This is a genomic window from Deltaproteobacteria bacterium (assembly GCA_016930875.1).
Classification (GTDB): domain Bacteria; phylum Desulfobacterota; class Desulfobacteria; order Desulfobacterales.
On the sequence record JAFGFW010000095.1, the window covers coordinates 1 to 24,879 of the forward strand.

Sequence of the window (24,879 nt, forward strand, 5' to 3'; positions counted from 1 at the left end):
GGTGATTCTGAATACTGCACATGTCCTACCAGGAATCAACTGTACACCCGTTATGGGATTTGAGCTTCGTTGCAAAGTCATATTGAACTCAAGATGGTGAATTACAAGATACCTGACGAAATCCTGAAGCAGACCACGAGATGCCAGAAAAACTTCAGTTGTTTGTCCGGTGAAGTAGACAATATGTGCCAATTTGAATTTCTTTCAAAATCTGCTCCAGTTCTGTTTGTCGATAAAGTTCAGGATCGGTTCTGCAGTTACTGTGGTCAGTTCAGACACTCCTGCGTTTGCTCCTGTCCTGTGAGGATAGAGCTTTATAATCGCTACCGGATCTAGGCCTTGCATGAGCTTTCACCAATCAGCCATTTGACAGCAGCCAGAAGATCATCCGCTACGTAATCCGGGACCATGCCATCTTCCCGGCACAGACGTTCGGCCTCCACACCATGGCCCGTGCGAACGAGTATGGCCGCCCCACACCCCGCCCGGCGGGCGCACTGGATGTCTTTGAAACTGTCACCAATCATGCACGCCTCAGACAAGTTCAGCCCGTGCTCAGCTTGCGCCCGGTAGATCAATCCGGGTTCCGGCTTTCGGCAACTGCAGCCGTCCTCAGGAACATGGGGACAATAATAGACCGCCTCTATCTTGCCGCCGTGGGCGACTGCGGCCCTTGCCATCTTCTCATGTATCTCTCTGAGTTCGGCCTCGCTAAGCATTTTTCGATTGATCACTGACTGGTTAGTGATTACAACAATGCGGAACCCGCGAAGGGTTAACAACTTCACGGCATCAAGGCTTCCCGGTATCCAGTCGAACTCAGGCGCGCTTTTGACATAGTCAGCGCGATCCCGGTTGATCACCCCGTCTCTGTCCAGAAAAATTGTCTTCAACTTACGAAATTGTTCCATGATTTTTTTTGAGAAAAAATGTCAATGCCTCTTCCTAGCGAGCTACTACAATGGCCTCCGGGAATCCATCGGCTTCCAGCATTTTTTCGTACTCCCTGGCCTGATCCAGGGTTGTGCACCGTGCAACACGAACCCTGTAGAATGTCCCCTCCTTGCTCTCGTATGCAACAATATGGACGTCCTTATACGCCGGAACCAGTCTGTCTTTTATCTTTAGAGCGTTAGCCCTCTCTTTGAATGCGCCAACCTGAACCGCAAAATCCCCAACATAGTAATTGCCCGGCACATAAGTCGGTTTGCCATCGGCCTTTGCCGCCATTTTTTTCGGTGTCCCCAATGCCACAATCTCCACAGGCGCTGTTCCCGGGCCCACCAATCCAATCTTTTTGGCGGCGCCGTATGACAGGTCAATGATCCGGCCACGGACAAAGGGCCCCCGGTCGTTTATTCTCACCACTATTTTTTTCCCGTTCCTTAAGTTATGCACCTTCACGTGAGTTCCAAAAGGCAGGGTTTTGTGCGCAGCCGTCACGCCATACATGTTATAGGTCTCGCCGGTGGATGTCTTTCGGCCGTGAAACTTCTTCCCGTACCACGAACCAACCCCCCGCTCTCGAAAACCACGAGCATGTTTTGCGGGTTGATACCATTTTTTACCAATCTTGTACGCGGCGGGATAACCCGGAAGGTAAGGGGGTTCTTTTTCCGGCGTGGCACAGCCGAACAAGAAAAATAGGGAAATATATAATGCAAATGGCAGGGTATGGTGCTTAGGAAAAAATTTTGACGGCACGGTTCTTTCCTCAAGCATGGGGCAATTCGACAAGGCCCCGCCCACGGCGGGACCACTTGGAATCGCGAAGCGGTTCTATCTAACGTTTTCTTCTATGAAACGAACAGTATCGCTTGTGGAGGTGCCAGGCCCGAAAATGGCCCTTATACCAGCCTTCTTCAAACCCGGGATATCTTCTTCGGGGATGATTCCGCCACCAATGACCAATATATCGCTCGCGCCAGCCTCCTTTAGAAGTTCCATGACCCTCGGAAAGAGGTAATCGTGGGCGCCTGACAGCACACTCATGGCAATAACATCCACACCTTCCTGGATGGCTGCCTGGACGATCTGCTCAGGGGTCTGGCGCAAACCCGTGTAAATCACCTCCATGCCGGCATCACGCAAGGCATAGCAGATGACTTTGATGCCTCTATCATGACCGTCCAGCCCTGGCTTTGCAGCCAGGACCCGAATCTTTTTCTTTGTCATCGGCTGACCCTCACACCTCTATAACGTCGACACCGCCCTGTACTCTCCGAAAACCTCCCTCAGTGTATCACAAATCTCCCCCAGGCTGGCATAGCATCTGACTGCTTCAATAATATGCGGCATCAAGTTATCGGTCCCCTGCGCACAGTTCTTGAGCCTTTCAAGGGCCGAAACCACGGCAGCACCGTCCCGCCGTGCCTTGACCTGCTTAAGCTTGGCCACCTGAGACTCCCCGACAGCAGGATCCACACGCAGGAGGTTCCTGGGCGGCGCTTCCTCCTGTTGAAACTTGTTGAGCCCAACCACTACCTGGTCGCCGGACTCCACAGCCCGTTGATAAGCATACGCGCTTTCCTGTATCTCTTTCTGGATGAATCCTTGTTCAATGGCTGCCACGGCTCCTCCATTTTCGTCAATTTGGTCAAGGTAGGCCTGCGCCAGCTGCTCAATCTCGTCGGTCAGCCTCTCGACAAAAAATGAGCCTCCCAGGGGGTCGACTGTATTGGCAACCCCAGATTCGTAAGCAACAACCTGTTGGGTTCTAAGGGCTATTTGAACGGCCTCTTCCGAAGGAAGTGAAAAGGCTTCATCCATGGAATTCGTATGAAGAGATTGGGTACCGCCAAGCACGGCAGAGAGGGCCTGGAGGGTGACTCTCATCACGTTGTTGTACGGCTGCTGGGCCGTGAGTGTGCATCCGGCCGTCTGCGTATGAAAGCGCAGCATCAGAGACCTGGGGGACTTGGCACCGAATCGCTCCTTCATGATCCGCGCCCACAAGCGCCGAGCCGCCCTGAACTTGGCGCTCTCTTCAAAAAAGTCCATATGGGCATTAAAGAAAAAAGAAAGCCTCGGAGCAAAGTCATCCACCTTTAGGCCCGCCTGGAGGGCTGCCTCTACATAGGCGATACCGTTGGCCAAGGTAAAGGCCACCTCTTGCACGGCTGTGGACCCCGCCTCCCTGATGTGATATCCGCTGATACTGATAGTATTCCATGTGGGAATGTGCTGGGAACAAAAGCTGAAGATATCCGTAATAATGCGCATGGAAGGCGCAGGCGGAAAGATGTAGGTCCCTCTTGCTGCGTACTCTTTTAGGATGTCATTCTGAATCGTACCTTTCAGTTTTTCGGGAGTAACTCCTTGTTTGGCCGCTGTTTCCACGTACATTGCAAGCAAAACTGCAGCGGGCGCATTGATTGTCATCGAGGTGCTCACCCGGTCCAGCGGGATGCCGTCAAACAGGGTCTCCACGTCCATCAGAGAATCAATGGTTACGCCCACCTTTCCGACTTCGCCTTGAGCCAGGGGATGATCCGAATCGTATCCAATCTGAGTTGGAAGATCAAAGGCGATGCTCAGCCCTGTCTGTCCCTGCTCAAGCAGATACTTGTACCGCTTGTTCGACTCCTCTGCAGTGGCAAAACCGGCATACTGCCGCATTGTCCAGAATCGACCGCGGTACATAGTGGGCTGAACCCCCCGGGTGTAAGGATAACTCCCAGGAAATCCAAGGCTCTTCATGTAGTCTAAGTCAGATTCGGAAAGGGGTGTATAGAGACGCTCCAGCGGGATTTCTGAAAGGGTTTGAAAGGTCTCTTTGCGCTCAGGACGCTTAGCAACAAGCGCTGCCGTCTTCTCGGCCCAGCCGGCAGACGTCTCCTCAATTTCCTTCAGTTTCTTTGCATCATACATCGCACTAGCTCTGCACCTTACAAAGGCAAGTTGTCGTGTTTTTTGGGGGGCATGGAATCCTTTTTGTTCTTGAGAGACTCCAGCGCTATGATCAATTTGGGACGCGTCTGCTCCGGCGAGATAATCTCATCGATAAATCCCCTTTCAGCCGCGCGATACGGACTGGCAAAAATTCTGCGATATTCTTCGATCATTTCAGCTTCCTTTTCCGCTGGATCTTCTGCCCCGCTTATCTCCTTTTTGAACACGATGTTCACCGCCCCCTCCGGCCCCATCACGGCAATCTCCGCTGAAGGATAAGCATAATTGATATCTCCCCACAGGTGCTTGCTCGACATCACGATGTATGCCCCACCATAAGCCTTGCGGGTGACCACAGTAATCTTGGGCACTACGGCCTCACAGTAAGCATAGATGAGCTTGGCGCCGTGTTTTATGATTCCGCCAAATTCCTGAGTTGTGCCAGGGAGAAACCCCGGTACGTCGCAAAATGTAACAAGCGGAACGTTAAAGCAATCGCAGAATCGAACGAACCGGGCGCCCTTGATGGAGGCATTGATGTCCAGGCACCCTGCAAAGAAGGAGGGTTGGTTAGCCACCACCCCCACGGTCATACCATTTAAGCGGGCAAAGCCGATTATGATATTGGGCGCATACCTGAGCTGGACCTCAAAAAAGTAATGATTATCCATGACCGAGTGGATAATCTTGCGCATATCGTAAGGCTGTCTTGGATTATCCGGCACAACCTCCCGAAGCCCCATATCGATTCGGGTCGGGTCGTCCGAAGGCTCAACAGCAGGGGGATTCTCCCGGCAGTTCTGAGGCAGGAAGCTCAAGAGACCACGAACCATGGCAAGTACTTCCTGATCGTCTTTTCCCGCAAAATGTGCAACGCCGCTTGTTGTGTTATGTGTGAGGGCGCCGCCCAGTTTTTCAGCCGTAACCTCCTCGTGGGTGACTGTCTTTATGACCTGGGGACCTGTGATAAACATAAAGCTGGTGTTTTCAACCATAAAAATAAAGTCGGTCAGGGCTGGGGAGTAGACTGCCCCTCCGGCACATGGTCCCATAATGACCGAGATCTGCGGGATAACGCCGCTTGACAGGACGTTTCGCATGAATATGTTCCCGTATCCGGCCAGACTGGAGACCCCTTCCTGGATACGAGCGCCTCCTGAATCGTTTATGCCGATAAGCGGCGCGCCGTTTTTTTGCGCAAGGTCCATGACCTTACAGATCTTGTCACTTACTGCAAGGCTCAGGGAGCCGCCCAGTATAGTAAAGTCCTGGGCAAAGACATAGACCAACCGCCCGTTGATGCGGCCGTACCCTGTCACAACTCCGTCGCCGGGAAACCTCTTTTTGTCCAGACCAAAATCTGTGGCCTGGTGGAGAACAAACTTGTCGATCTCTTCAAAGCTGTCTTTGTCCAGAAGCCCGTATATCCGCTCCCGCGCTGTCCATTTCCCTTTCTTGTGCTGGGTGTCAATCCGGTCCTGGCCGCCACCCAGTTCGGCCTCCGCATTCTTTTCAATCAACGCTTGAATCTTGTCTTCATTTGTCATGATATTTCTCCAAGACGAACTACGCCTTCCGCACCCTATCCTTGATCTATCACCACAAGAACATCATCAGTTGACACTTGATCTCCTGCCTTGACCCGCAGTTCTTTGACGGTCCCGTCTGCGGGAGCGGGAATCTCGTTTTCCATTTTCATGGCCTCCATCTTGACCACAGGCGTGCCGGCAGCCACGCTATCGCCAACGGAAACCATAACCTCCAATATGAGGCCCGGCATGGGTGCCAGAACCTGACCTCCCGACCGAACCGAGGCCACAGGCGCCAGGAACGGTTCAGGGGTTGCCGGCCCCCTGTCTTGTGGAACACCTGGAAAGGGTGGGGCCACGCGAGGGGCAACGACTGCTTCTGCTGCCTTTTTTACGTCGATTTCATAGGGCTTGCCATCCACCTTCACCACAGCCTGCTTACCGTCAAATTTCTCAATATCAATCTTATACTCTCTTCCCTCAACGGTTAGCTCAAATTTCTTCATATTCTTAGAAGTTCTCCGTTTTTTCCATTTTCATAATGGTCATAGAAAAAGGGTGTCGGCAACACCCGGACACCCTTGAATTCTTTACTATAACCGCCAAATTTTGCAAGGGAAAAGTATGGTAGTTGCCGAAAAGCTCTCAAACACGAAGCTTCAACTACTTCTCAGGCAGGGCAGTCCTCAAGACATCATCCATGGTCTCCACAAAATGGAATCGAATAGCTTTGCGCACCTTCTTGGGGACATCTTCAAGGTCTTTTTCGTTCCAATTTGGCAATATGATCCGCTTTATTCCGGCCCTGTGAGCGGCAAGGACTTTTTCCTTGATGCCCCCCACAGGAAGGACCTGGCCCCTTAAGGTGATCTCGCCCGTCATGGCCAGGTCGCTCACCACAGCCCTATCCGTGAGTAGCGAGGCCAGAGCCGTCAGCATGGTCACCCCCGCTGACGGGCCATCCTTGGGAATGGCTCCGGCCGGCACATGGATATGAATTTCCTGGTTTTCATAGAAATCCTCCGGGATGCCAAGCTGTTTGGTATGAGAACGGATAAAGCTTAGGGCCGCCGTGGCAGACTCCTTCATGACATCGCCGAGTTGGCCGGTCAGGGTCAAGGCGTGTTTCCCTTTCATCTTGGTGGCTTCTACGAAAAGGAGGTCTCCTCCGGCCTGAGTCCAGGCCAGCCCTGCTGCCACACCTGGGATTGAGGTTCGCTCCTTCACCTCGGAACGGAACCGCACAGGTCCTAAGAATTTATGCAAATCCTTTGCTTTGGCGTGTGTGGCCTTTTTGTATCCTTCTGCTATCACACAAGCCACACCACGACAGACGGTCGCTATCTCCCGTTCGAGGTTCCTTAAACCGGCTTCCCGCGTATACCCCGATATCACCCGCCGGATAGCGTCTGCAGTAATCGTGAGCTGTTCCACTGTGATACCGTGGGCCTCCAACTGGCGGGGGATGAGGTAGCGTTGAGCGATCTTTACCTTTTCGTCATCCGTATAACCGGGAAGATCTAACACCTCCATGCGGTCTCTAAGGGCCGGGGGAACAGTATCCAGGATGTTGGCAGTCGTGATGAACATCACCTTGGAAAGGTCAAAGGCAACATCGAGGTAGTGATCGGAAAAGGTGTAGTTTTGCTCTGGATCAAGGACCTCCAGGAGGGCCGCAGAGGGGTCACCGCGAAAATCGGCTCCCACTTTGTCGATCTCGTCCAACATGAAAACAGGATTATTGCTCTCGGCCCGTCTGATTCCCTGGATGATACGGCCGGGCAGTGCCCCCACATAGGTCCGACGATGACCGCGTATTTCAGCCTCATCTCGCACGCCTCCCAGCGACAGCCGGACAAACTTCCTCCCCAGGGCCCTGGCAATCGAACGGCCCAGGGAGGTCTTGCCTGTGCCCGGCGGTCCCACAAAGCAGAGGATAGGGCCCTTGGAGTCAGGCTTGAGTTTACGAACTGCAAGGTATTCGACGATACGCTTCTTCACTTTTTGCAGGTCGTAATGGTCTTGGTCCAATATGGTCTGGGCCTTCTTTATGTCCAGCATGTCTTCGGTGCTTTCGTTCCAGGGAAGGGCAACGATCCAGTCCAGGTACGTGGAAGCCACAGTGTACTCGGCTGAAGACGGATGCATTCGCTTCAGGCGTCCCAGTTCGCGCTCCGCCTCCTTCCTGGCTTCCTCGGGAAGATTCTTCTCGGCAATCTTGGTCTTATAGTCCTCCACCTCTACCTTGCTTTCATCCTGTTCACCCAGCTCTTCCTTTATGGCCTTAAGCTGTTGTCGCAAGTAAAACTCCCTCTGGGTCTTGTCCATGTCCTGCTTGACCTGAGATTGAATCTTATGTCCCAACTCAAGGACCTGAAGCTCCTGGTTGATCAGCCGTGTCACCTCTTTTAGGCGTTTCTTTATGTCCACAGCCTCAAGGATCTTTTGCTTCTTGTCTTTACCTATGTTCAGGCTTGAGGCAATGAGGTCCGCTAGCATCCCACCTTCATCCAGGGATCTTGAAAGGGCCCCCAGCTCCCTTGGAAGGTAAGGAGAAAACTCCAGGACTTTTTGGTAGAGGCCAACGAGGTTGCTCATCATCGCATCTACTTCGATATCTTTGACGGTTTCTTCGGAGATAGGTTCAATTCTCGCGCTAAGATATGGCTCGTCGGTGGTGAATCTCTCGATGCGAAACCGGCTTACACCCTGCACAAGGAGTTGCGTCACGTGGTCCTCAGGTTTTGCCATCTTTAGGATTAAGGCGGCAGTGCCTATCTTATACAGGGCATCTGATTTGTGAGAAGCCTTCAGGTCTTTCTCTTTGGAAACAACGATTCCGATGAGACGGTCTTTGGCCATGGCCTCATCTACCAATTTCTGAGACCCCTCTTCCTCGACCATAACGGGAAGGACCATCTTAGGAAAAAGCGTGAGATCCACAACCGGCAAGATCGGCAACACTTCAGGAATCTTGAAAGTCTCGTCTCCTTGTTGTGGATCATGGTCATTCTGCGCTGCTGTCATGACAATATCTCCAAATCCTCCGGATTACTCACCCTCAATACGAATCTGACGAACCTGTTCACGCGGCCGCTTTGCCATGGTGATTTTGAGAAGACCATTGGTATAGGAGGCCTGGACTTCCTCAGGATTTATGGGCACGGGCAGGAGCAAAATCCTTTCGAATCTGCCGTAGGTGATTTCGGCCAGGTGGTATCTCATGCCTGAAACAGGTGCGATTTCCGGCCTCACACCTGTTATCTTCACGGCCTTGTGATCAAGTTCCACTTCCAGGTCCTCCTTGTCCACCCCGGAAACCTCTCCCACGACTACAATCTCCTCAGGCGTTTCATACATGTCCATCTGAGGACGCCACGTTTGTTGGGGCAGCACTAGCATGGGGTTGACCTGTCGGAACATCTCCTCTATGGTTCTTTGCAGCCTGCCGTGCATCTGCCCAAGATCCTTCCCAAAGCGTATTTTTATGTACTCCATGAACAACTCCTTTGTTCCATGCTTCCAGTATTCCCTAAATCATAAACATCTGGTCAAGCTGCTCGGGCATAACTGGTCCGCCGCAGGCGGTTTGATATCGCCTAAAACAAAAAGCCTTCATTCCCGGGTTATTGAGAACATTCGCCAAGTGGGGCTCACCCGGACATTTCAATAATAAATCCTATCTTCCAGTTTGTAAAGGTGCGATTGACCTATGGGCTGGCATCTGTTAGTTAGTTGCTTGTGAAGTCCGAATACTTTTTGGTCCACCATACAAGGCAGACCATCGGTGGACCCAGGTTAAACGCAAATGACTAGAGTCGTTGATCTTCAAGCGTATCGAATCAAGGCAGTCGAGCAAAGAGGCTTCCGAGCCTGGCACAAACGCTTTGGTGAAACATATGGCGCAAAGACCAAGCTTGCGGATCTCTCAGACAGCACACTCTACATACTAGCCCTGCCTGGAGAGAAGACTGCTGTTGCCTTCTATGAGCTCATCCTGGGCATCCTTGGGCTTGGAGAAGCGCTAAAATTCTACTATCTTCCGACTACAGATCAAATGATGGTTGTGGATATCCACCTTTTCTTGGCAGATCAGGTGCGCTTTGAATTGATGCGTCGATTGGGATGGCTTACCAGTTTCCCCGGAGAAAAATATACCCTTATTGAAATGGTTCAGCGCTTCAAAGAGATGAAAGCCGAGAACAAAGCAACCCCCCCAAAACTCTCGAAAGCTCAACCCGACTCTGATGTGTATGACGCGCTAACAAATGGCGACAAAGGCGCTTTTGTGCGGCGAAAGCTGCAAGAGGCCTTAAGTGCCTTTCGCACCCGGCTTGCCACCTAGTTTCCATCCAGAAATGCCAAAATCACTCCCCCACCCACTTCTGCAATGCACCAATAATCTTCGTCGCCTGATCCTTGCTGGAAATATTGAATCTCGACTGCTGTCTGTACTCGCCATTCAACTTGCGATACCGGCGAATAGTAAAACGATCCGGACCGTACCCTTCTTTCTTTCGATCCCATTCCTGGTACCTGAAAATAATTGTCGTCCATGCGCCTTTGGAAAGGACTGATTTGTCCAGTTCCTTGACGACAACCATATCGCCTTCTTCGTAATTTACTGTAATGTCATTGACATCTGAAGCCAAAATCCTTCTCCTTTCAAAAGCAAACATTGATGAAGTCGTAAAAAGTCGTCACTCCGGTGAAAACCGGAGTCCAGAGCCTTTGTAACTAGCTGAATAAACTCGATTCCGGCTTCCGCCGGAATGACAGAAAGAGGTGTTTTTCGACTTTTTACGAGACTGTCAACATTCAGAACTACGCCGATGTAAAGCACCGGGCCTCAACACGCTTAAGATATCGAGAAAAAAGAACGCCATTAAACTCCTTCATATTCCTGCGAACATCAATGAAATTGATCCTCTTTATGAATCTCAGAAGTGGCTCGTTATCACAAAGAATGATGGCCCTAAAAAAGAGCTTGGCCCTTAACTCAAGTGTTGGTTCCTTGAAAAATGCTTTGCGCAAGCCCAGATATTCATCCACGAATTCTTTGATACCTTCATTGAGCTTTAGGATCTTAGGTCCAAACAAGCCCTGGATTTAAGTCAGAAAAAAGGATCTCTTGATGTCCGCAACAATATTTTCACATCTAAAACCTACTGACTGCACATATTCTTCAAAAGATGTCCAAAACCCACACAAGTAGGAAGGCTCATCAGGACAAGCTTCCGGCGCGCCGGCAAAACCCTTCATCAGGAAATCAGTAAGCTTTAGCTCAGCATGAACATCCTCTTCACGGCGATACAGCGCCTTGTAACGCTCAAACGACCCTTTTGCCTCTTCCAGGTCCAGCCTTGTCAATTCCAATATACCCCGGTTAAGCAAGACCCGTTTGTCCTCAAAAAGCGGCAACTGCTCGCTTGTGCATGGTTGGCTCAGACTCATAGAAACCTCATCATACCCCGTCTACCTCATCACCATCAATATGGTCCCAGCCCATCCCCTTTAGCTGCTCAAGAAATCTTTTAAGTTCTGATGTCGTAATTGATGATGAGTCGAGTTCCCTTTCGGTGAAAACGTGTTGTTTGGCCCGGGTTCAACTCAAATGTCAATATTTCACAGACATCCCCTATTATCTCCCAGCTTCTCGTCGCAACAACCGCATTTCAAAAGATATCGAGGCATTCTCTTCCCTGCCCCCTTCTTCTGATATACCCTGATTTGTGGATATCCTTCCGCCCTTGTGTGATAAAAACGATTCGTTCTCTTCAATATTTTCATCGAAAAACCGGCCTCCTCAACGGCAACTCCACATCCGATAAAGGCCTCTGGCCCATTCTTGGAGTGCCTCTTTTGCAAGTTCCGAATCACTTAGTTCACGATCCTGATGGGCCACGTATTCATTTCGGAAGCTGTAAATAGCATCTATCACGGAATACAAATCGCTTTTCGATACGTCGTCGAAGCGGATGCGCAGAAGCTCAAAGATACCTCCGATCTTTCTCCGGGTGGTCCGCACATAATCGAGACACCAGCGCAAAAGACCTATTGGCATCAAGCCGTTCTGATCCATCAGAGTCCTTTCCAGGTTTGTAGCCTGCCGCTTATGGTAGTTTGCCTCCCCCGTAGGCAAATCAGTCAGATCGGGATGGAAAAAGGAGTACTGTTCGGAGCGCTCCGCCGGAATAACATCCTTGAGCTCCCGCAGGATCATACCCCTGGCAGCCTCATCCAATGGGCCAAGAAGTGGTGTAAACACAGGAGCGAAGGATACCTCGTTCTTATTCTTCAAAAAATGGTATAAAGCCACTGCCTGCTCTACAGCCTTCTGATAGCGGGAAGGAAGTTCCTTAAAGCTCTTTATGGAAAGGAACACCGAAATTTGACTCTCTCCCCCCGGTTCAGGTTCCCCAAAGGGCAGACTCAATTGCGGACTCATTGTCTCATCCAATAACTGCCGCAGGGATGGCTTGCACATTCGCATGAGCGTCTTCAGCTTGTTGTCACTGAGATCCTCGAAGACTGCTTGCGGGACATAGGTGTATGCCCATTTCTCCTTTTCTTTTGATGCTGCTTCGCACCAAGCCACTGCAGCCCGTGCCTTTAAGGAAACATCCCTGTCTTCACGTCCCTTTGTCTCGATCAGGGCATAATCATTCCGGTTCAACCGGGCCATGAAATCCGGCGTATACAGGGCGAGCCTTCTCTTTTGCGAGAGGTAATCTATACGAAGGGCCTGAGGTCCGGCATTCTTGCAAAATGCTTTCACATCCGGGGCATGATCCAGGAACTGGCTCATTGCAATCTCAAACTCGCGGTTGCAGGTTACAAGATTGAAAAGGGTATGTTGTGCGGGAATGGCCGGGTGGTTCTCGGAATGCGAGACCTGAAAAGGTTTCCATCCGGATACAGATACGCCTTCGCCTAATGGCTTACGCTCTTCCTTGACGGTCGTCCGGGCGAGAATCAACGGCACAAAGGCGGCCCTGATATGTTCTCTCACATCGCTGTCCGCAAGCCGGCTCAAAAGGCGTGGATCGAACAGGGTGACCCTTTCCTCAAAGAGTATCTCTGTTATGAAGGTCTCAAGAAGAGGAGCCAGGACCTTGTGAGTGCCTCGAAGCCCTGCGATGTGTTCAAGCTCTTCACGGTAATAGGAGACCGCGCCGATTCCGCTTTCTAAGAGCGGCAACCGGATATTCATCTTTTCCACGATCTCATTGGTGAAGAGGTGTCGCCCCTCGTATTGGATCTCCTCTGCCCGCTTGTTGCCAAGGGGCAAGGGGCTATATTTTGAAAACTCCTTGCGAATATCCCCGATAGCCAGGTTTTCCAGCTTCGGTGTGCGCGTATAGCCCACGGAGACTGCGGGCAGAACCACATCAAGCCTCTTGACATCCTTGTTCTCCCTGTCCGGGAATATGGTCACCGTGCTCTTCGGCACCTTGTCAACATCCACGACCTCAATGGGGAGCCCCTCCTGGCTGAGTTCCTGTTGGTAGAGGCTTATAAAGGCATTGTGTTCAACAACCGTAACGAGTTCAGCAGCGCCTCCGGTCGGGGTCATGCGCCGCAAGCCCCGGCCAAGGGTCTGTTCCGGAAGGATGTTTGCCTTGGATGTATAGGCGCGAAGCGGGACAATCGTCGTGACGTTGCGCACGTCCCAGCCCTCGCGAAGCATGAGGACCGACACGATGCACTGATAGGGGCTTCTGCCGGAATCGAGATCACGGGAGAGATCGCGGAGCGCCCTCAGGTCATCTTCGCTGATCTCCTTCTCGCTTTCTAAAAAAACCGGATAGCCCTTCTTTTTCCCGCCGATCCATTTGATCCTTCCCTTGAGGTTCGTGTGGAGGTTGATGGTCCTCCCGTTCAGTTCGGCAAACTGGGGATCAGTATCCAGTCGCCTCGTGATCTGGTCAGCGGCCTCCGTGTCTTCGGTCATGACAAAAAGCAGGGGCTTTTTTTCGCTCTTATCCCATTCCTCCCTGGATTTGAGCCATCTCTGATAGCCCATCATCAGGTGTTGCTCGAATCGCTCGGATGCGTCTTTGCTCGGCCTCTCGCTTAATCCCTCGCCGCGGCCGATGATGGGAATCTTAACGATGCCTCCGTCAACCGCTTCGCCTAACGGCGAGTCGCATATCACATGCTGGAAGATATTTCCGTGATTGTCCTTGGGGGTGGCCGAAAAGTCTAATTGAGCGCAGAGACCGCCTTCGGTTTTATTCCGGATTTCTTGATGAAGAAAACTTATCGCCTCGTTCCATGCAGATCCGGGGTCCCAGAGGTGATGGGCCTCGTCATTGAGCACTATAACCCGGTCATGGGCAGTGATCCGTTTCCGCAGTTCCTTGCCTGTATCGAGGGCGGTTGCTTTGGACACAGGAGGTCCCATCCATTCGTAGGTCTCATCTTCCTTTTTTGTCCTGCGTTTGCTGATGTCATAGAGCCGGTGAATGTTTGTAAGATACAGGGTCCCGCCCGTTGCCGCGCCTGCCGCCTCGCCCTGTAAAACCACGGAAAGGTTCCAGTCACCCCGCCAGGCCACAGGGATAAGAGGGTCTTTGTCGAAAATAACGCCGTTTCCGAAATCCTCCTTGAGTCGCTCAAAGACCGTCAGGTTAGGAGCAATGACCACAAAGTGTCTGGCCATGGGAGAGTCGCTTTCACAAAGGGCATGAAAGTAACTCCACGCGATGGCCAGGCTCATAACTTTCGTCTTCCCCGTACCTGTGGCCAATTTGAATGCATACCTGGCCCAACGGTCTTCGTCCGGGTTGACGCCAAGGGCCGCTGTTTCGCGGTCGTCCCCTCCAAATTCTGAAATGATATTGGAAAGGCTTCTCAGTCCCCGGACCTCCCATAGATAGATCAGGGACTCAATGGCCTCCCGCTGGCAGAAGTAGTAGCTGAACGGAATGCGTTCTTTCGTGGGCGTTTCAATCATGTGATCCCGCTCGAACCAGTGAAAGAGAAGCTCTCGTGTGGTATCAGAAGCACCCGCATATTCACTCTGACGCCATGCCTTTACAAAGGAACGGAGGTTGTTTGCTACAGTGATGGATGACGGCCTTCTCCCCTTCACTACCTTAGCCGGATCGCCGGGTTTCTCAGCCCGGACTCTGTGAAAGTTCGGCTCCTCGTGGGGTGCAAACAGGGGTTCAAGGGCGGCTGAGTTGATGATGGGGCTGGTCATAAGATAACTCTCGTTTTATTAGTTTTTATTGCTTTTCCCTGTTAACAGTCGGGAATTAACAAAAGGACAACTTATTGATAATATTTATTTTACTATTATTGACGCCCGATTTCTTATTGTTTTTTTATTGATTTTATTGCTAATTATCGCCTTTAATATTCCACTTTAAGTATTTCCGCGATATTTTCAGCGCTTTGCTTTTACCGAACAGCGTCGCTTGGCATGCCGGTTCTAAATAGAGATCTCCACCGTGATGCTGGTGTCGCAGCCAAACACGTCGATCACTTTCACGCAGGCGGTGTAGACGCCCTTCTTTGGATATTTGTCATACCCGAAGTCACTGACCGTCTTTAGAGAACGGTCCTTTCGCGTCCGGTAATCCTGCCAGTGATGCTCAAATGGCTTGCCATCGCGCCAGTCAAAGTCCACGGCCCAGAAGTCGATAAAATCAAATCCGCTCTTTATAGCCCGTTCCTTCAAGGCTTCCAACTCCTTGCTCGGCACTTCAGCAAGGCTCGGCAGGAACCTGGTGAGCTTTATGTCCACAACGCGCTTCTTGCCTTTCTTTCTATACACCGGTTCAGCCTCTAAAACGGCGACCTCAAGAAACGGCGGCGGATTCGTCCTGTTCTTCTCCATGATCTCGCGGGGAATCGGAATAAGCTTTATCTTAAGGCCTTCCGCTGCCTCCAGCTCATGGCATACCAAACGAAGGTCCATCTCAAATTCCCATGCAAGGCAATGCACCTCCCTGGCCCCGGCTTCCCGCGCCGCCTTTACCACGGCCCGCACCTCGTCGCGTGTGAAGATGCTGTCAATACCGTCCACATGCACAAAGGCTTGTCCCTTGCGCCCGTGCAGCAAGCCTGTGGCATTGGGCAGCGGCTCCGCCTTGTAGAATTCCATCACTACGCGGCGGTGTTCCTCATCGGCCCCTTTGAGCCGCTCCTTCTGCCACCACTGCCGCTCATAGCGGCCAAGGTTATAGACATCGAATGAGCGGTATTGCTTGTTTGAGTTATGCAGTGTTCGTTGAGCCTCAATCAAGCGTTTCCGGCTGGTGTGTATGGCAAATCGCCCAAGGTCGCACATGATCCAGCGGCGGCCAAGTTTTTCAGCCACTGCGCCGGTTGTGCCGCTTCCACAGAAGAAGTCGGCTATGAGGTCGCCTTCGTTGGAGGATCCCTTTATAATCCTCTCCAGAAAGGCCTCTGGTTTCTGTGTGGCAAACTGGGTGTCTTCCAGGGCCTGTGAATTAACAGGGGGAATGTCATCCCACAGCGATTGAAGTGGCACCCCCTTTTGCTGGTCGAGGTAGCGCTTCAATCTCGGTATACCACCTCCTTCAGGCCAATAAAGCCTCCCAGCTGCGTCAAGTTCCTCTATCCGATGTCTCGGATATCGCCACGGCTTGTTTAGGCCGCGCCATGCATAGACCGGGTTGACGCCAGTGTGCCCTAGAAGGCTTGTCGGCTGAAAGAGACGCCCTGTGCCCTTCTCTATCTGGCAGTAGTATTTCTTGATGTATTCTTTTCGATATGGCACATACTGGTCGTTCCAAATGTAGTCGTCGGCTTTCGTATAGAACAAAAGATAGTCAGTCAATTCAGGGAATCGCTTCCCGGCATTTCCGCGTGGAGTACTCCGCTTCCATGTGATTTGATTATGAAATTTGTCGGCCCCAAAAACTTCGTCCATTAGAAGCTTTAGACTGTGGCCCGTGTGCCAGTCACAGTGCAAATAGAAGCTACCTCGTTCACTAAGAAGTTCCCGCATCAAGATCAGGCGATCATTCATCATGTGCAGATATGAGTCCGTTCCCCTCCCCCACATATCCCGGTATGCAACCATCTCAAGGGCGGATTGATCCTTGCCAATAGTCTCCCTCCTGTCCCCGAGAGGCACATCCATCGTAAAATCCGCCCCCACATCAAACGGCGGGTCAATATAGATCAAGTCGATCTTGCCCTTAAACTCTTTCAGCATGCTTGCCATCACCAGCTTGTTGTCGCCCCAAATCAGCATGTTGCGGAAGTCGTCGCGATGTGCCTTGAGCGGGTCAAACAAGTCACCCTGAACCGCTGCGCGGGAAGCAGGTTCATCAATCGTCTCGATCTTCTGAAGCGGCATGGCACACCCGGCGATATCCAGCGTCCGGCGGTTGCCGTACTCGTCATACTTGCCCTCCCAAATCAACTCCGTCTTCATCTGCGAAAAAGGATGCGGGTTATCCAATCCCCATCGGATGTTGTTAGTCATGTAGTCTCTCCGCGAAAATAACATATAAGGCTCTTTAGACACCTATTTCCAAGCAGCAATTTGAAGAGGGTAGGACAAAGTAGACGAGACTTCCGCAATTCGAGACATACGATCCTGGGTAACCAGGATTAAGTTGTATTGAATTGCCTGGGCAGCTATCCAGATATCATTTTCTTGAACACCCAGCTCCTTGGCCGTTGTTCGATCGACAAGATCTTCCGGTCGCCTCTTTCTCTTGGCCACCCTTCCCTTGGGGTCCTTGGGCGCATACTTCTTAAATAACGCTGCTCGAAGATCTGAATAAGGGCCCACTGTGTGCTTATCGAGATCAAGCACAAAGGGAAATTGGCCCATTTCCTTCCTAACGTCATTTTGCCGACTTATGTCCATTTTAGGAGCTATTTTCAGGCCGTATTCTACCTCTGCCAACACGACAATAGAAATCCAGAAGGGGGACAATGAGATATTTTGAAGAAACGCGTTTATCCTTTCGCGATCTGGATGCCGAGCATCCCATAGAATGCTGACGGCAGTGGTATCCAATAGGTAGCCATTCATCAGGCTTGTCTTTCCTCAAGGTCCATGACAAATTCGTGAATATCTTCGGAATCAAAGGGAGTTATTCTCTTTAGCAGCTCTCCAGCACTGGCCTGTTTCAAATCCATTTCAAGATATTTGTGCAATGGAATACAGGGGGCAAAATCCTCGGGATAAAAGTCGGGAAAATCAAATGGAACTGGTCGAGGATATTCCCTGAAAAAGTCAAGCAACTTTCGTTCAAGTCTTGGAGGGAGGTCGTAAGCTTTCAAGATCAAAGCATCGATTTCCATCAGAGTTTTGATGCAGTCGTGGACAGTGGTCTGTTTGTCGGGATATTTCTCAATTTCCGATCTGAGCTCAGTGTAGCGCTTAATGAGATGAGCAATTTTGTCGTTCTCGATGGCTTCCGGGAATGGGATAGGAATCTCCCTTAGCGTAGTATTGCGATTGCGTCGCTTTTCCTCTCGGAAGAAAAGTGCCGCGTTGACCAAAGGACAATTAATAAGAGCTGATATGGTTTCAGTCAACACTGGCGCTTTGGGCCAAATCGCAATGAAGTTTTCACGACAAACTAAACCACTCGAATCCGGAAATCCGACAATACGCCAAGGACCTCTGCTAATAGCATGTCTATTGGAGATGACCTTCGGCTTTTCCCATGGAAACGAATGGGCATTTGTGCGGCGATACCTCTCTTCCATATTAAGATATACGAATTCTGAGGCATAGTAAGGTTCTATTTTCCCCGGGACCACGTCTAGTCCCTTTTTGAACCCAGGCTTGGGCTCAGATGATATTAAAATGCTCCTATTTTCCTTGAGTGGAATATTCCACTCAATACCTCTGTGAATTTCAGCGATGTTTTTTAGATTAGGATAACCTTTGAGGTAATCCCAAACATCTGAAAGTGGAACATTAGCCAAGGAAATATGCCCCAGATTTGCGGATCTATTTACGACCTTGCCTACCCCTTCGGGCAGCAAGCCTGTTTGAAGAAAAGCTCGCCTGTGGTTTTCACGAACCCAAAAGGTCCTGGTAGATACAATTGACCTTCTGGACTTATTACGTTCCGATGCTAAAACTAGCATAGTTTCTTGATCTGAATGCGCGAAGATGCGATCAGGTAGGGCTATGGACTCTATGTGCTTGTAAGTGCGGGCAATATGATCCTGGATATCTCTATATTTCGCTCCTACTATGGCCGACTTCGGCAACACAAACCCGAGCATTTCCGGAGGCTGTTCCAACACTCTTCGAAGAATTTCGTAAGGTTTATGAGTACTCTGTATTCTGTCGCCGTACCGATTTCTTTCTTGCAATCTAAAGTCTTCAAACGGGGGATTGCAGAGGATTATTTGCGCATTTTGTAATTGCCTTTCCAGAACATCAGTGCCGAAGATATCTTGAGATTTTATTTGCCATCCGTCCGGATTGGGATAATCGGCTAACATGAGAGATAAACGGCAGACCTCAGCGGCAAAGGTGTCAACCTCTATAGCGGTTAATCGATCTTTCAGGTACTTGTGTCTTTGCTGGTCAGTCCATGAAGAAGGCAATAACTCCCGAAGCCGACGCAGGGCAGCAACCAAAAAGACTCCATGGCCTGCACAAGGCTCCAGAACGTGACGTTTACCCTGAGGGAGTGATTCAAAAGGAAGGCGGTCTACAATGAGCCCGGCTACGGTGGACGGCGTACTGTGTATGCCAAATTCTTTCCGGGTTTCCTTTCGTATCAAAGTATTTTCGTAAATGAAGGCCAAATCTTCCACAGAAAGGTTTTGAAAATTGAAGGCGGCCCGAAACCTGTCCCAAACTATCTGCTGCGTATTCGGCTCCTCAAGTATCCGTTGCGTCTCCGGAGTTGCGAATCCGTAAAACTTTTGGATCGCATCTATGATGGTATTTGCATTATTAGCAGACCAATCGCCGGGGTGTTTCCTATTGTCAAAAATCTTGGCTGCAAGGAAACGAAAAACCAGCCGAAAGAGCAAAGCCTCATCAGGCTTGACACCAGAGGTATTGCTTTCATAAGTAATGATGGCTTCGTGGAGTATATCCCTCAACAGGCGATCCAACTTATCATGGATCATGCCCTTCAAAGCAGGCAGAAGACCTATATCAACAAAATCGAGCTGAATTGCCCCTTCAAACGGCGTAATGGCTTTGGCACGAAAAATTGCGTCAGGACTCCACGTTTTACTGTTAGCCTGAAACGCTCGGTGAATATCTATAGCTGGGATGGTTTCCAAATACACGGCTCTGCCCGTGGATTCGATGCGGTACCGGTCGAGACGATCATTAAAAACCTCAAAGAACATGGGAGCACCCAGGCTTTGATAGCCTGAAACATGGTTCGGACCCGATTGGCCATTTGCAGTCAATACCCCGATGCAGGCATTGCGGTAGGACGGCGGCCATTGGGCAAATGCTGCCAACGGAACCTCAAGGTCACGCATTTCAGAAGTAGATGCATCATCGAAGACATAATCTTCCTGTAACAAGTTTTTCAAATAACCTAAGCTGGTTAGCTCATTACGGACTGTATGTAAGACATTCATGGCCTTTGGGCTCATACTTTTCTCCCGAAGGAAGTTTACATTTTTTGGAGTTTTTTTGAGACGCCCCCCTTGTTTGGATGCCAAACCTCCGACTTCTGTAAACCTACTATCTCAGCTCCGATTTGCTCGGTATCAAATCGCAAATACTGCTGTCTTGTTATGGCGCTAAAGTACTTCCCTTTTTCAGCAACAATCATATCCACACCGTCAGTATAGATGATCAGCCGCGAAAGGGGCTCGTCATCCGGCAACATCTTGGATAGGTTCTCTATCCCGTCTCTCACCTTTTGGAGGCTTAACCCCTTGTTTCTCAATGACGCCAAGACTCGTAATTTGACAATATCCTTAAAAGAGTAGAAAGAGGACTTGCCCTCTCTTTCCGGGGAAACGAGATTGATCCTGACCCAGTACTTCAGCTGATTTGGGGTCGCCCCTGTCAGTTTACGAACCAGATTTGTTGGATATGCGTTGTCCATGTCAGATTTTGGTTGAAAAGGGTGCGTTTATCGAATCTTTTTCAACCAATTTAGACATAAAACGTTTGGAAGGTCAAGCGAAAACCCATCTTAAAGGATTGTCAATCGGGACGTTCGTGCAGAACGTGCATAGCTGATCTTTCTGATCTATTTGCTGTGAGAACCCGCCTCGTATCTTCACCTGTGGTTTGCACATGACAAGATACGCCACGAACTCTCTCTATCCCTGCAAGCACAGGCATATCGTCCCACGTTCGACCATCCAATACCCGCCTCGCCTGCGTCGCAGAGCAACCTGTCTGCGTACGGACCTGCCGCTGCCTCAGCGGGGCAAGCTGGGGCGCACAGGCGGGAGCGTCATGGTAGCCAGGTTACTTCTTGTTGAATCCCCCAGTGCTTGCAGAAAAGAAGGTTCCCCGCCGGCCACTGGCGGCCGAGTCAACCCTTTACTGCCTTCCTATCCTTTTTGAAAGCCTTAAGCTCATCCGGGTCAAACACAATGCTTCTGCCTACCCTCTGATGTTTTATGTTTCCTGCTTTAATCCATCTCCTCAAGGTAATCTCGGCCACATCAAGGTATTCCGCTGCTTCTTTGACAGTAAATGGCGATTGTCTGATTTCATCAAAGACTTCATTATGACTGTATGAATCTTTCTCAAATCCCCGCCTCGCTATAACAGAGAATAACTTTTCTCTTTCTTTCAACGGCATCTCCAAAATTTCCCTATAAACTTTCTCAGCAGTAATCATTATCACTCAACCTCCTTCAAATACCTCTTGAGTTCACGATAAAAATTCTCATGGGGACCTATCATGAAAAACACTATTTCTCCCTCTTGGAGACGATAGGCAATCAGATATTTCTGTCTCATATGTGAAAATTTATGAACTTGAAATCCTTTCAGGTCACCCTTTTTGGATTCGCCCATCTCAGGATTGATTATTATCTTCTCGACTTCATCCTCAATAACGAGTTGAAAAGGTCTTGTTTGCTTCTTCACGAATTTCCTGAATAGTGGCTTGTAAGATTTTTCCATGATACCTTTTATGATAAGCTATATTATCATTTTGTCAATCATTATTTCGTGAATCCACTGGAATGCTCGTCTGGCGTGAAATTCGGAACAGCACCTAAAAAAAGCCACGTCGTTCCCCGTTCGACCATCCAATTGTCCCCCCGCTGTCGATAGGATGAGGGCTAATGACAAAAACACCTTTGCCCTTGACTAATACAACCAACTCTGAGAAATAACCCCATACTAACGAAGGGGGGCTTTGACTACGCAGACAATTCACCATAAAGCAAATTCGACGGATCAATTGAAAAAGCAAGTGTTCGTCTTTCGGACATCAGAAACTCAAGAAAAGTGAGGAGTAGACCATGCAGAACAGATCATTAATGGTGATGGTGTTGAGCATCGCGGCTATGGCAATCGTTCAATTGACCTTTGCAGGGGAGACAAGAAAGATGGATAAAGGAAATGTAATTGTGGCTATGGAAACCTCAGAAGGTGTGATCAAGATCGAGCTTTGGGCTGACAAGGCCTCGGAAACGGTTAAGAATTTCTTGGCGTATGTTGATGAAAACTTCTATGATAGCACGATATTTCACAGGGTTATCGATAACTTCATGATACAGGGCGGGGGCTTTACCGCAGATATGAGAAACAAGGATAAAGGCCAGCCCATAAAGAACGAGGCGACAGCGGAACTGAAGAACGACCGGGGCACTATTGCCATGGCAAGGACACAGGATATCCATAGCGCCACATCCCAGTTTTTCATTAACCTCAAGGATAATGATTTTCTAAACCACTCTGACAACACACCCGGGGGATTTGGATATGCCGTCTTTGGCAAAGTGGTCGAGGGCATGGATGTGGTTGACCGCATAGGCAAAGTCAAGACCACGACTTCCGGTCCGTACAGAGATGTTCCCGCAAAGCCCGTGGTTATCAAGAACGTAAAGCGCCTGGAAAGCAACTAGTAAAACATTTCATAGACGCCTTTTCCATTCTCCACTCACTCGGTGTCCCGCTTAAGGACGGCAAGGAAGGCAGACTGGGGGATCATGACGGAGCCGACCATCTTCATCCGCCGTTTCCCCTTTTTCTGTTTTTCAAGGAGCTTTCTCTTCCGCGTAATATCTCCACCGTAACACTTGGCTGTCACATCCTTGCGATAAGCCGAGATAGTCTCCCGCGCAATGATCTTTGCACCGATTGCACCCTGGATGGCGATCCTGAACATCTGTCTCGGGATCTCCTTTTTCAGCTTTTCGCATGCATACCTCGCCCGGTCGTAAGCCCCGTCTCGATAGACCAGTTGGGAGAGGGCATCCACTTTTTCGCCGTTGATAAGGATGTCTAGTTTGACAAGATCGCTGTCACGGTAGTCAATGAGTTCGTAATCAAAGGAACCATAGCCCTGAGTGACGGTCTTGAGCCTGTCGTAAAAATCGTAGATTACCTCAGCCAGCGGGAGCTCGCATGTCAGCTCAATCCTTTTGCTGCCCATGTATTGATGCTTTGCATTGACGCCCCGGCGCTCAAGGCAGAGCTTTATCACCACGCCAAGATATCTATCGGGCGTCATAATGGCTGCCCTGATATAAGGCTCTTGCGTCTTAGCGATCTTGGCAGGATCGGGATAAAGAGCAGGGTTGTCGACAACCTCTGTTGCCCCGTCGGTCATGATGAAAATATACTTTACCGAAGGCGACGTTATGATAAGAGAAAGGTCAAATTCACGCTCCAAACGTTCCTGCACTATTTCCAGATGCAGCAGCCCAAGGAAACCACACCGGAATCCAAAACCCAGGGCTGCCGAGGTGTCCTTCTCGTACACGAGGGAGGCATCATTTAGCTTCAACTTATCCACGGCCATTGCCAGGTCTTCGTATCCGTCAGATGCCACGGGATAGATAGAAGAAAAAACCACGGGCTTGATTTCCCGGAAACCCGGCAACGGCGCTGCACAGGGACAATTATCATGCGTGACGGTATCCCCACATCTGGTGTCGCTCACGGTCTTGACCCCAGCAATAATGTAACCCACCCCCCCGGCTGAGAGCATGTCCTTTCGAACCCTGTCAATCTGAAAGACCCCAACCTCTTCCACCCGGTATGTGGCATTATTGGACATAAAGCGTATGGCGTCCCCAGGCCTTACAGTGCCTTCAAAGATCCGGCAGTGGATAATCGTACCCCGGTAGGGATCATAGTGAGAGTCAAATATAAGGGCCTGCAAAGGGCTGTCCGGATCTCCCGCGGGTGCGGGGAGCCTTTTAACAATCGCTTCTAGGACATCGTCAACCCCGATCCCTTCTTTGGCCGAAGCGAGTATTGCCCCTGCCGAGTCCAGTCCAAGATCGTCTTCGATCTGCTGTCTAACCCAATCCACGTCAGCGGCCGGAAGATCGATCTTGTTGATCACCGGAATAATCTCAAGATCATGGTCCATGGCCATATAAAGGTTCGCCACCGTTTGGGCCTCCACCCCCTGGCTCGCATCCACCAGGATGAGGACCCCTTCACAGGATGCAAGGGACCTGGAAACCTCGTAGGTGAAATCCACGTGACCGGGTGTATCGATAAGGTTCAAGGTGTAAGTGTGGCCATCTTCAGCAGTGTAAGGCAGGGAGACGGCCTGGCTTTTGATCGTAATACCCCGCTCCCTCTCAATGTCCATTGTATCAAGGATCTGCTCTTTGAAATCTCGGTCCGAGATGATGCCGGTCGCCTGGATGAGACGGTCCGAAAGGGTCGATTTGCCGTGGTTTATGTGAGCAATGATGCTGAAATTTCGGATGCGTTTCACGATGTCCCAAAACCCATGCCAAAGGCCCGCAAATTTGCCTCCACAAACTTCTCCTTTGTCTTGGTGCGGATAGTCTCTTCAAAGGCTTCTCTGGCAACCGGCAAGACTCCGCTGCTGGCCAGAGCGCCAATCATCACCACGTTGGCTGACAGCGCAGACCCGGCTTGCTGCGCCAAGGTCTGTGCATTTAACGTAATCAGTTTCTTCACGCGGCTCCGGACAAAGGCAAAGAGCTTCTCAACATCAGGGTAAGCGCCTTTCCCAATAGCCACACTGAAAGGGGTCACCCGTACGCTATTAGAAATGACCACGGAGTCGGCCGAACATCTCCGCAAAGCCCGATAAGTCTCCACCGGTTCAAATCCGAGAAGAACATTTGCCTCGCCGTCCGAAATGATCGGGCTTTTGATATCGCCGATCATCACGGTCGATTCTACTACTCCGCCCCGCTGGGCCATACCATGGACCTCGCTGGCCAGGACATTATGACCCGCGTAAATTGCAGCTTCGGCCATAACCTTGGTAGCCAGAAGAGTTCCCTGCCCGCCAACGCCCGTGAAACATATACGATAATTGTCCATTCGATCTCTCCCTTTTAC

General features: G+C 50.4%; 23 protein-coding genes. 2 read left to right on the plus strand and 21 right to left on the minus strand.

Annotated features, from left to right (window positions below):
• The 9 genes from JW883_08860 to JW883_08900 all read right to left on the minus strand — a co-directional run.
• On the minus strand, nucleotides 1–192 hold a 192-nt coding region (locus tag JW883_08860), incomplete at its 3' end, for a hypothetical protein (GenBank protein MBN1842371.1).
• Between the two features lie 140 nt (nucleotides 193–332).
• Nucleotides 333–911 carry a D-glycero-beta-D-manno-heptose 1,7-bisphosphate 7-phosphatase gene (gmhB, locus tag JW883_08865; protein ID MBN1842372.1) on the minus strand — a complete coding sequence of 193 codons (579 nt, stop codon included), beginning with the start codon at nucleotides 909–911 and terminating at the stop codon, nucleotides 333–335.
• Nucleotides 912–945: 34 nt separating this feature from the next.
• A complete protein-coding gene (locus JW883_08870) occupies nucleotides 946–1,722 on the minus strand; it encodes a septal ring lytic transglycosylase RlpA family protein (protein MBN1842373.1) in 777 nt (258 codons plus the stop codon).
• 57 nt (nucleotides 1,723–1,779) lie between these two features.
• A complete protein-coding gene (locus JW883_08875; GenBank protein MBN1842374.1) occupies nucleotides 1,780–2,175 on the minus strand; it encodes a cobalamin B12-binding domain-containing protein in 396 nt (131 codons plus the stop codon).
• Nucleotides 2,176–2,193: 18 nt separating this feature from the next.
• A complete protein-coding gene (locus JW883_08880) occupies nucleotides 2,194–3,870 on the minus strand; it encodes a methylmalonyl-CoA mutase family protein (GenBank protein ID MBN1842375.1) in 1,677 nt (558 codons plus the stop codon).
• A 17-nt stretch (nucleotides 3,871–3,887) separates the two neighbouring features.
• Nucleotides 3,888–5,438, minus strand: a complete 1,551-nt coding sequence (locus JW883_08885) for a methylmalonyl-CoA carboxyltransferase (protein ID MBN1842376.1) — start codon at nucleotides 5,436–5,438, stop codon at nucleotides 3,888–3,890.
• Nucleotides 5,439–5,473: 35 nt separating this feature from the next.
• On the minus strand, nucleotides 5,474–5,926 hold the full coding sequence (locus JW883_08890) for a biotin/lipoyl-binding protein (GenBank protein ID MBN1842377.1): 453 nt from the start codon (nucleotides 5,924–5,926) through the stop codon (nucleotides 5,474–5,476).
• 157 nt (nucleotides 5,927–6,083) lie between these two features.
• Complete coding sequence (gene lon, locus JW883_08895) at nucleotides 6,084–8,447, minus strand: endopeptidase La (GenBank protein MBN1842378.1); 2,364 nt, start codon at nucleotides 8,445–8,447, stop codon at nucleotides 6,084–6,086.
• 24 nt (nucleotides 8,448–8,471) lie between these two features.
• On the minus strand, nucleotides 8,472–8,918 hold the full coding sequence (locus JW883_08900) for an Hsp20/alpha crystallin family protein (GenBank protein MBN1842379.1): 447 nt from the start codon (nucleotides 8,916–8,918) through the stop codon (nucleotides 8,472–8,474).
• Nucleotides 8,919–9,228: 310 nt separating this feature from the next.
• On the opposite strand from JW883_08900, the gene JW883_08905 reads away from it, so the two are divergent.
• Nucleotides 9,229–9,765: a hypothetical protein gene (locus JW883_08905; protein ID MBN1842380.1), complete on the plus strand. Its 537-nt coding sequence runs from the start codon at nucleotides 9,229–9,231 to the stop codon at nucleotides 9,763–9,765.
• A gap of 22 nt (nucleotides 9,766–9,787) precedes the next feature.
• Here JW883_08905 and JW883_08910 read toward each other — a convergent pair whose 3' ends face one another.
• The 10 genes from JW883_08910 to JW883_08955 all read right to left on the minus strand — a co-directional run bounded on the left by JW883_08910 (nucleotide 9,788) and on the right by JW883_08955 (nucleotide 21,498).
• On the minus strand, nucleotides 9,788–10,072 hold the full coding sequence (locus JW883_08910; protein MBN1842381.1) for a hypothetical protein: 285 nt from the start codon (nucleotides 10,070–10,072) through the stop codon (nucleotides 9,788–9,790).
• A gap of 172 nt (nucleotides 10,073–10,244) precedes the next feature.
• On the minus strand, nucleotides 10,245–10,520 hold the full coding sequence (locus JW883_08915) for a hypothetical protein (GenBank protein ID MBN1842382.1): 276 nt from the start codon (nucleotides 10,518–10,520) through the stop codon (nucleotides 10,245–10,247).
• 9 nt (nucleotides 10,521–10,529) lie between these two features.
• Nucleotides 10,530–10,874, minus strand: a complete 345-nt coding sequence (locus JW883_08920) for a hypothetical protein (GenBank protein MBN1842383.1) — start codon at nucleotides 10,872–10,874, stop codon at nucleotides 10,530–10,532.
• Nucleotides 10,875–11,226: 352 nt separating this feature from the next.
• On the minus strand, nucleotides 11,227–14,628 hold the full coding sequence (locus tag JW883_08925) for a DEAD/DEAH box helicase family protein (GenBank protein MBN1842384.1): 3,402 nt from the start codon (nucleotides 14,626–14,628) through the stop codon (nucleotides 11,227–11,229).
• A 231-nt stretch (nucleotides 14,629–14,859) separates the two neighbouring features.
• Nucleotides 14,860–16,887 (minus strand): site-specific DNA-methyltransferase, encoded by a 2,028-nt coding sequence (locus tag JW883_08930; GenBank protein MBN1842385.1) that lies wholly within the window; start codon nucleotides 16,885–16,887, stop codon nucleotides 14,860–14,862.
• Nucleotides 16,888–16,929: 42 nt separating this feature from the next.
• Entirely contained in the window at nucleotides 16,930–17,445 is a 516-nt protein-coding gene (locus JW883_08935; GenBank protein MBN1842386.1) for a PIN domain-containing protein, read from the minus strand.
• Nucleotides 17,445–20,000, minus strand: coding sequence for an N-6 DNA methylase (locus JW883_08940; GenBank protein MBN1842387.1), 2,556 nt, complete (start codon nucleotides 19,998–20,000; stop codon nucleotides 17,445–17,447). The genes JW883_08935 and JW883_08940 overlap by 1 nt, the downstream gene beginning before the upstream one ends.
• Before the next feature lie 20 nt (nucleotides 20,001–20,020).
• On the minus strand, nucleotides 20,021–20,461 hold the full coding sequence (locus JW883_08945; GenBank protein MBN1842388.1) for a MerR family transcriptional regulator: 441 nt from the start codon (nucleotides 20,459–20,461) through the stop codon (nucleotides 20,021–20,023).
• Nucleotides 20,462–20,899: 438 nt separating this feature from the next.
• Nucleotides 20,900–21,211 carry a helix-turn-helix domain-containing protein gene (locus JW883_08950; GenBank protein ID MBN1842389.1) on the minus strand — a complete coding sequence of 104 codons (312 nt, stop codon included), beginning with the start codon at nucleotides 21,209–21,211 and terminating at the stop codon, nucleotides 20,900–20,902.
• A gap of 2 nt (nucleotides 21,212–21,213) precedes the next feature.
• Complete coding sequence (locus JW883_08955) at nucleotides 21,214–21,498, minus strand: type II toxin-antitoxin system RelE/ParE family toxin (protein MBN1842390.1); 285 nt, start codon at nucleotides 21,496–21,498, stop codon at nucleotides 21,214–21,216.
• Nucleotides 21,499–21,860: 362 nt separating this feature from the next.
• Here JW883_08955 and JW883_08960 point away from each other — a divergent pair, with 362 nt between their 5' ends.
• Nucleotides 21,861–22,448: a peptidyl-prolyl cis-trans isomerase gene (locus JW883_08960; protein MBN1842391.1), complete on the plus strand. Its 588-nt coding sequence runs from the start codon at nucleotides 21,861–21,863 to the stop codon at nucleotides 22,446–22,448.
• Nucleotides 22,449–22,483: 35 nt separating this feature from the next.
• Here JW883_08960 and lepA read toward each other — a convergent pair whose 3' ends face one another.
• Nucleotides 22,484–24,280 (minus strand): elongation factor 4, encoded by a 1,797-nt coding sequence (lepA, locus tag JW883_08965; protein ID MBN1842392.1) that lies wholly within the window; start codon nucleotides 24,278–24,280, stop codon nucleotides 22,484–22,486.
• Nucleotides 24,277–24,861, minus strand: a complete 585-nt coding sequence (locus tag JW883_08970) for an indolepyruvate oxidoreductase subunit beta (protein MBN1842393.1) — start codon at nucleotides 24,859–24,861, stop codon at nucleotides 24,277–24,279. The genes lepA and JW883_08970 overlap by 4 nt, the downstream gene beginning before the upstream one ends.
• Between the last annotated feature and the right edge of the window lie 18 nt (nucleotides 24,862–24,879).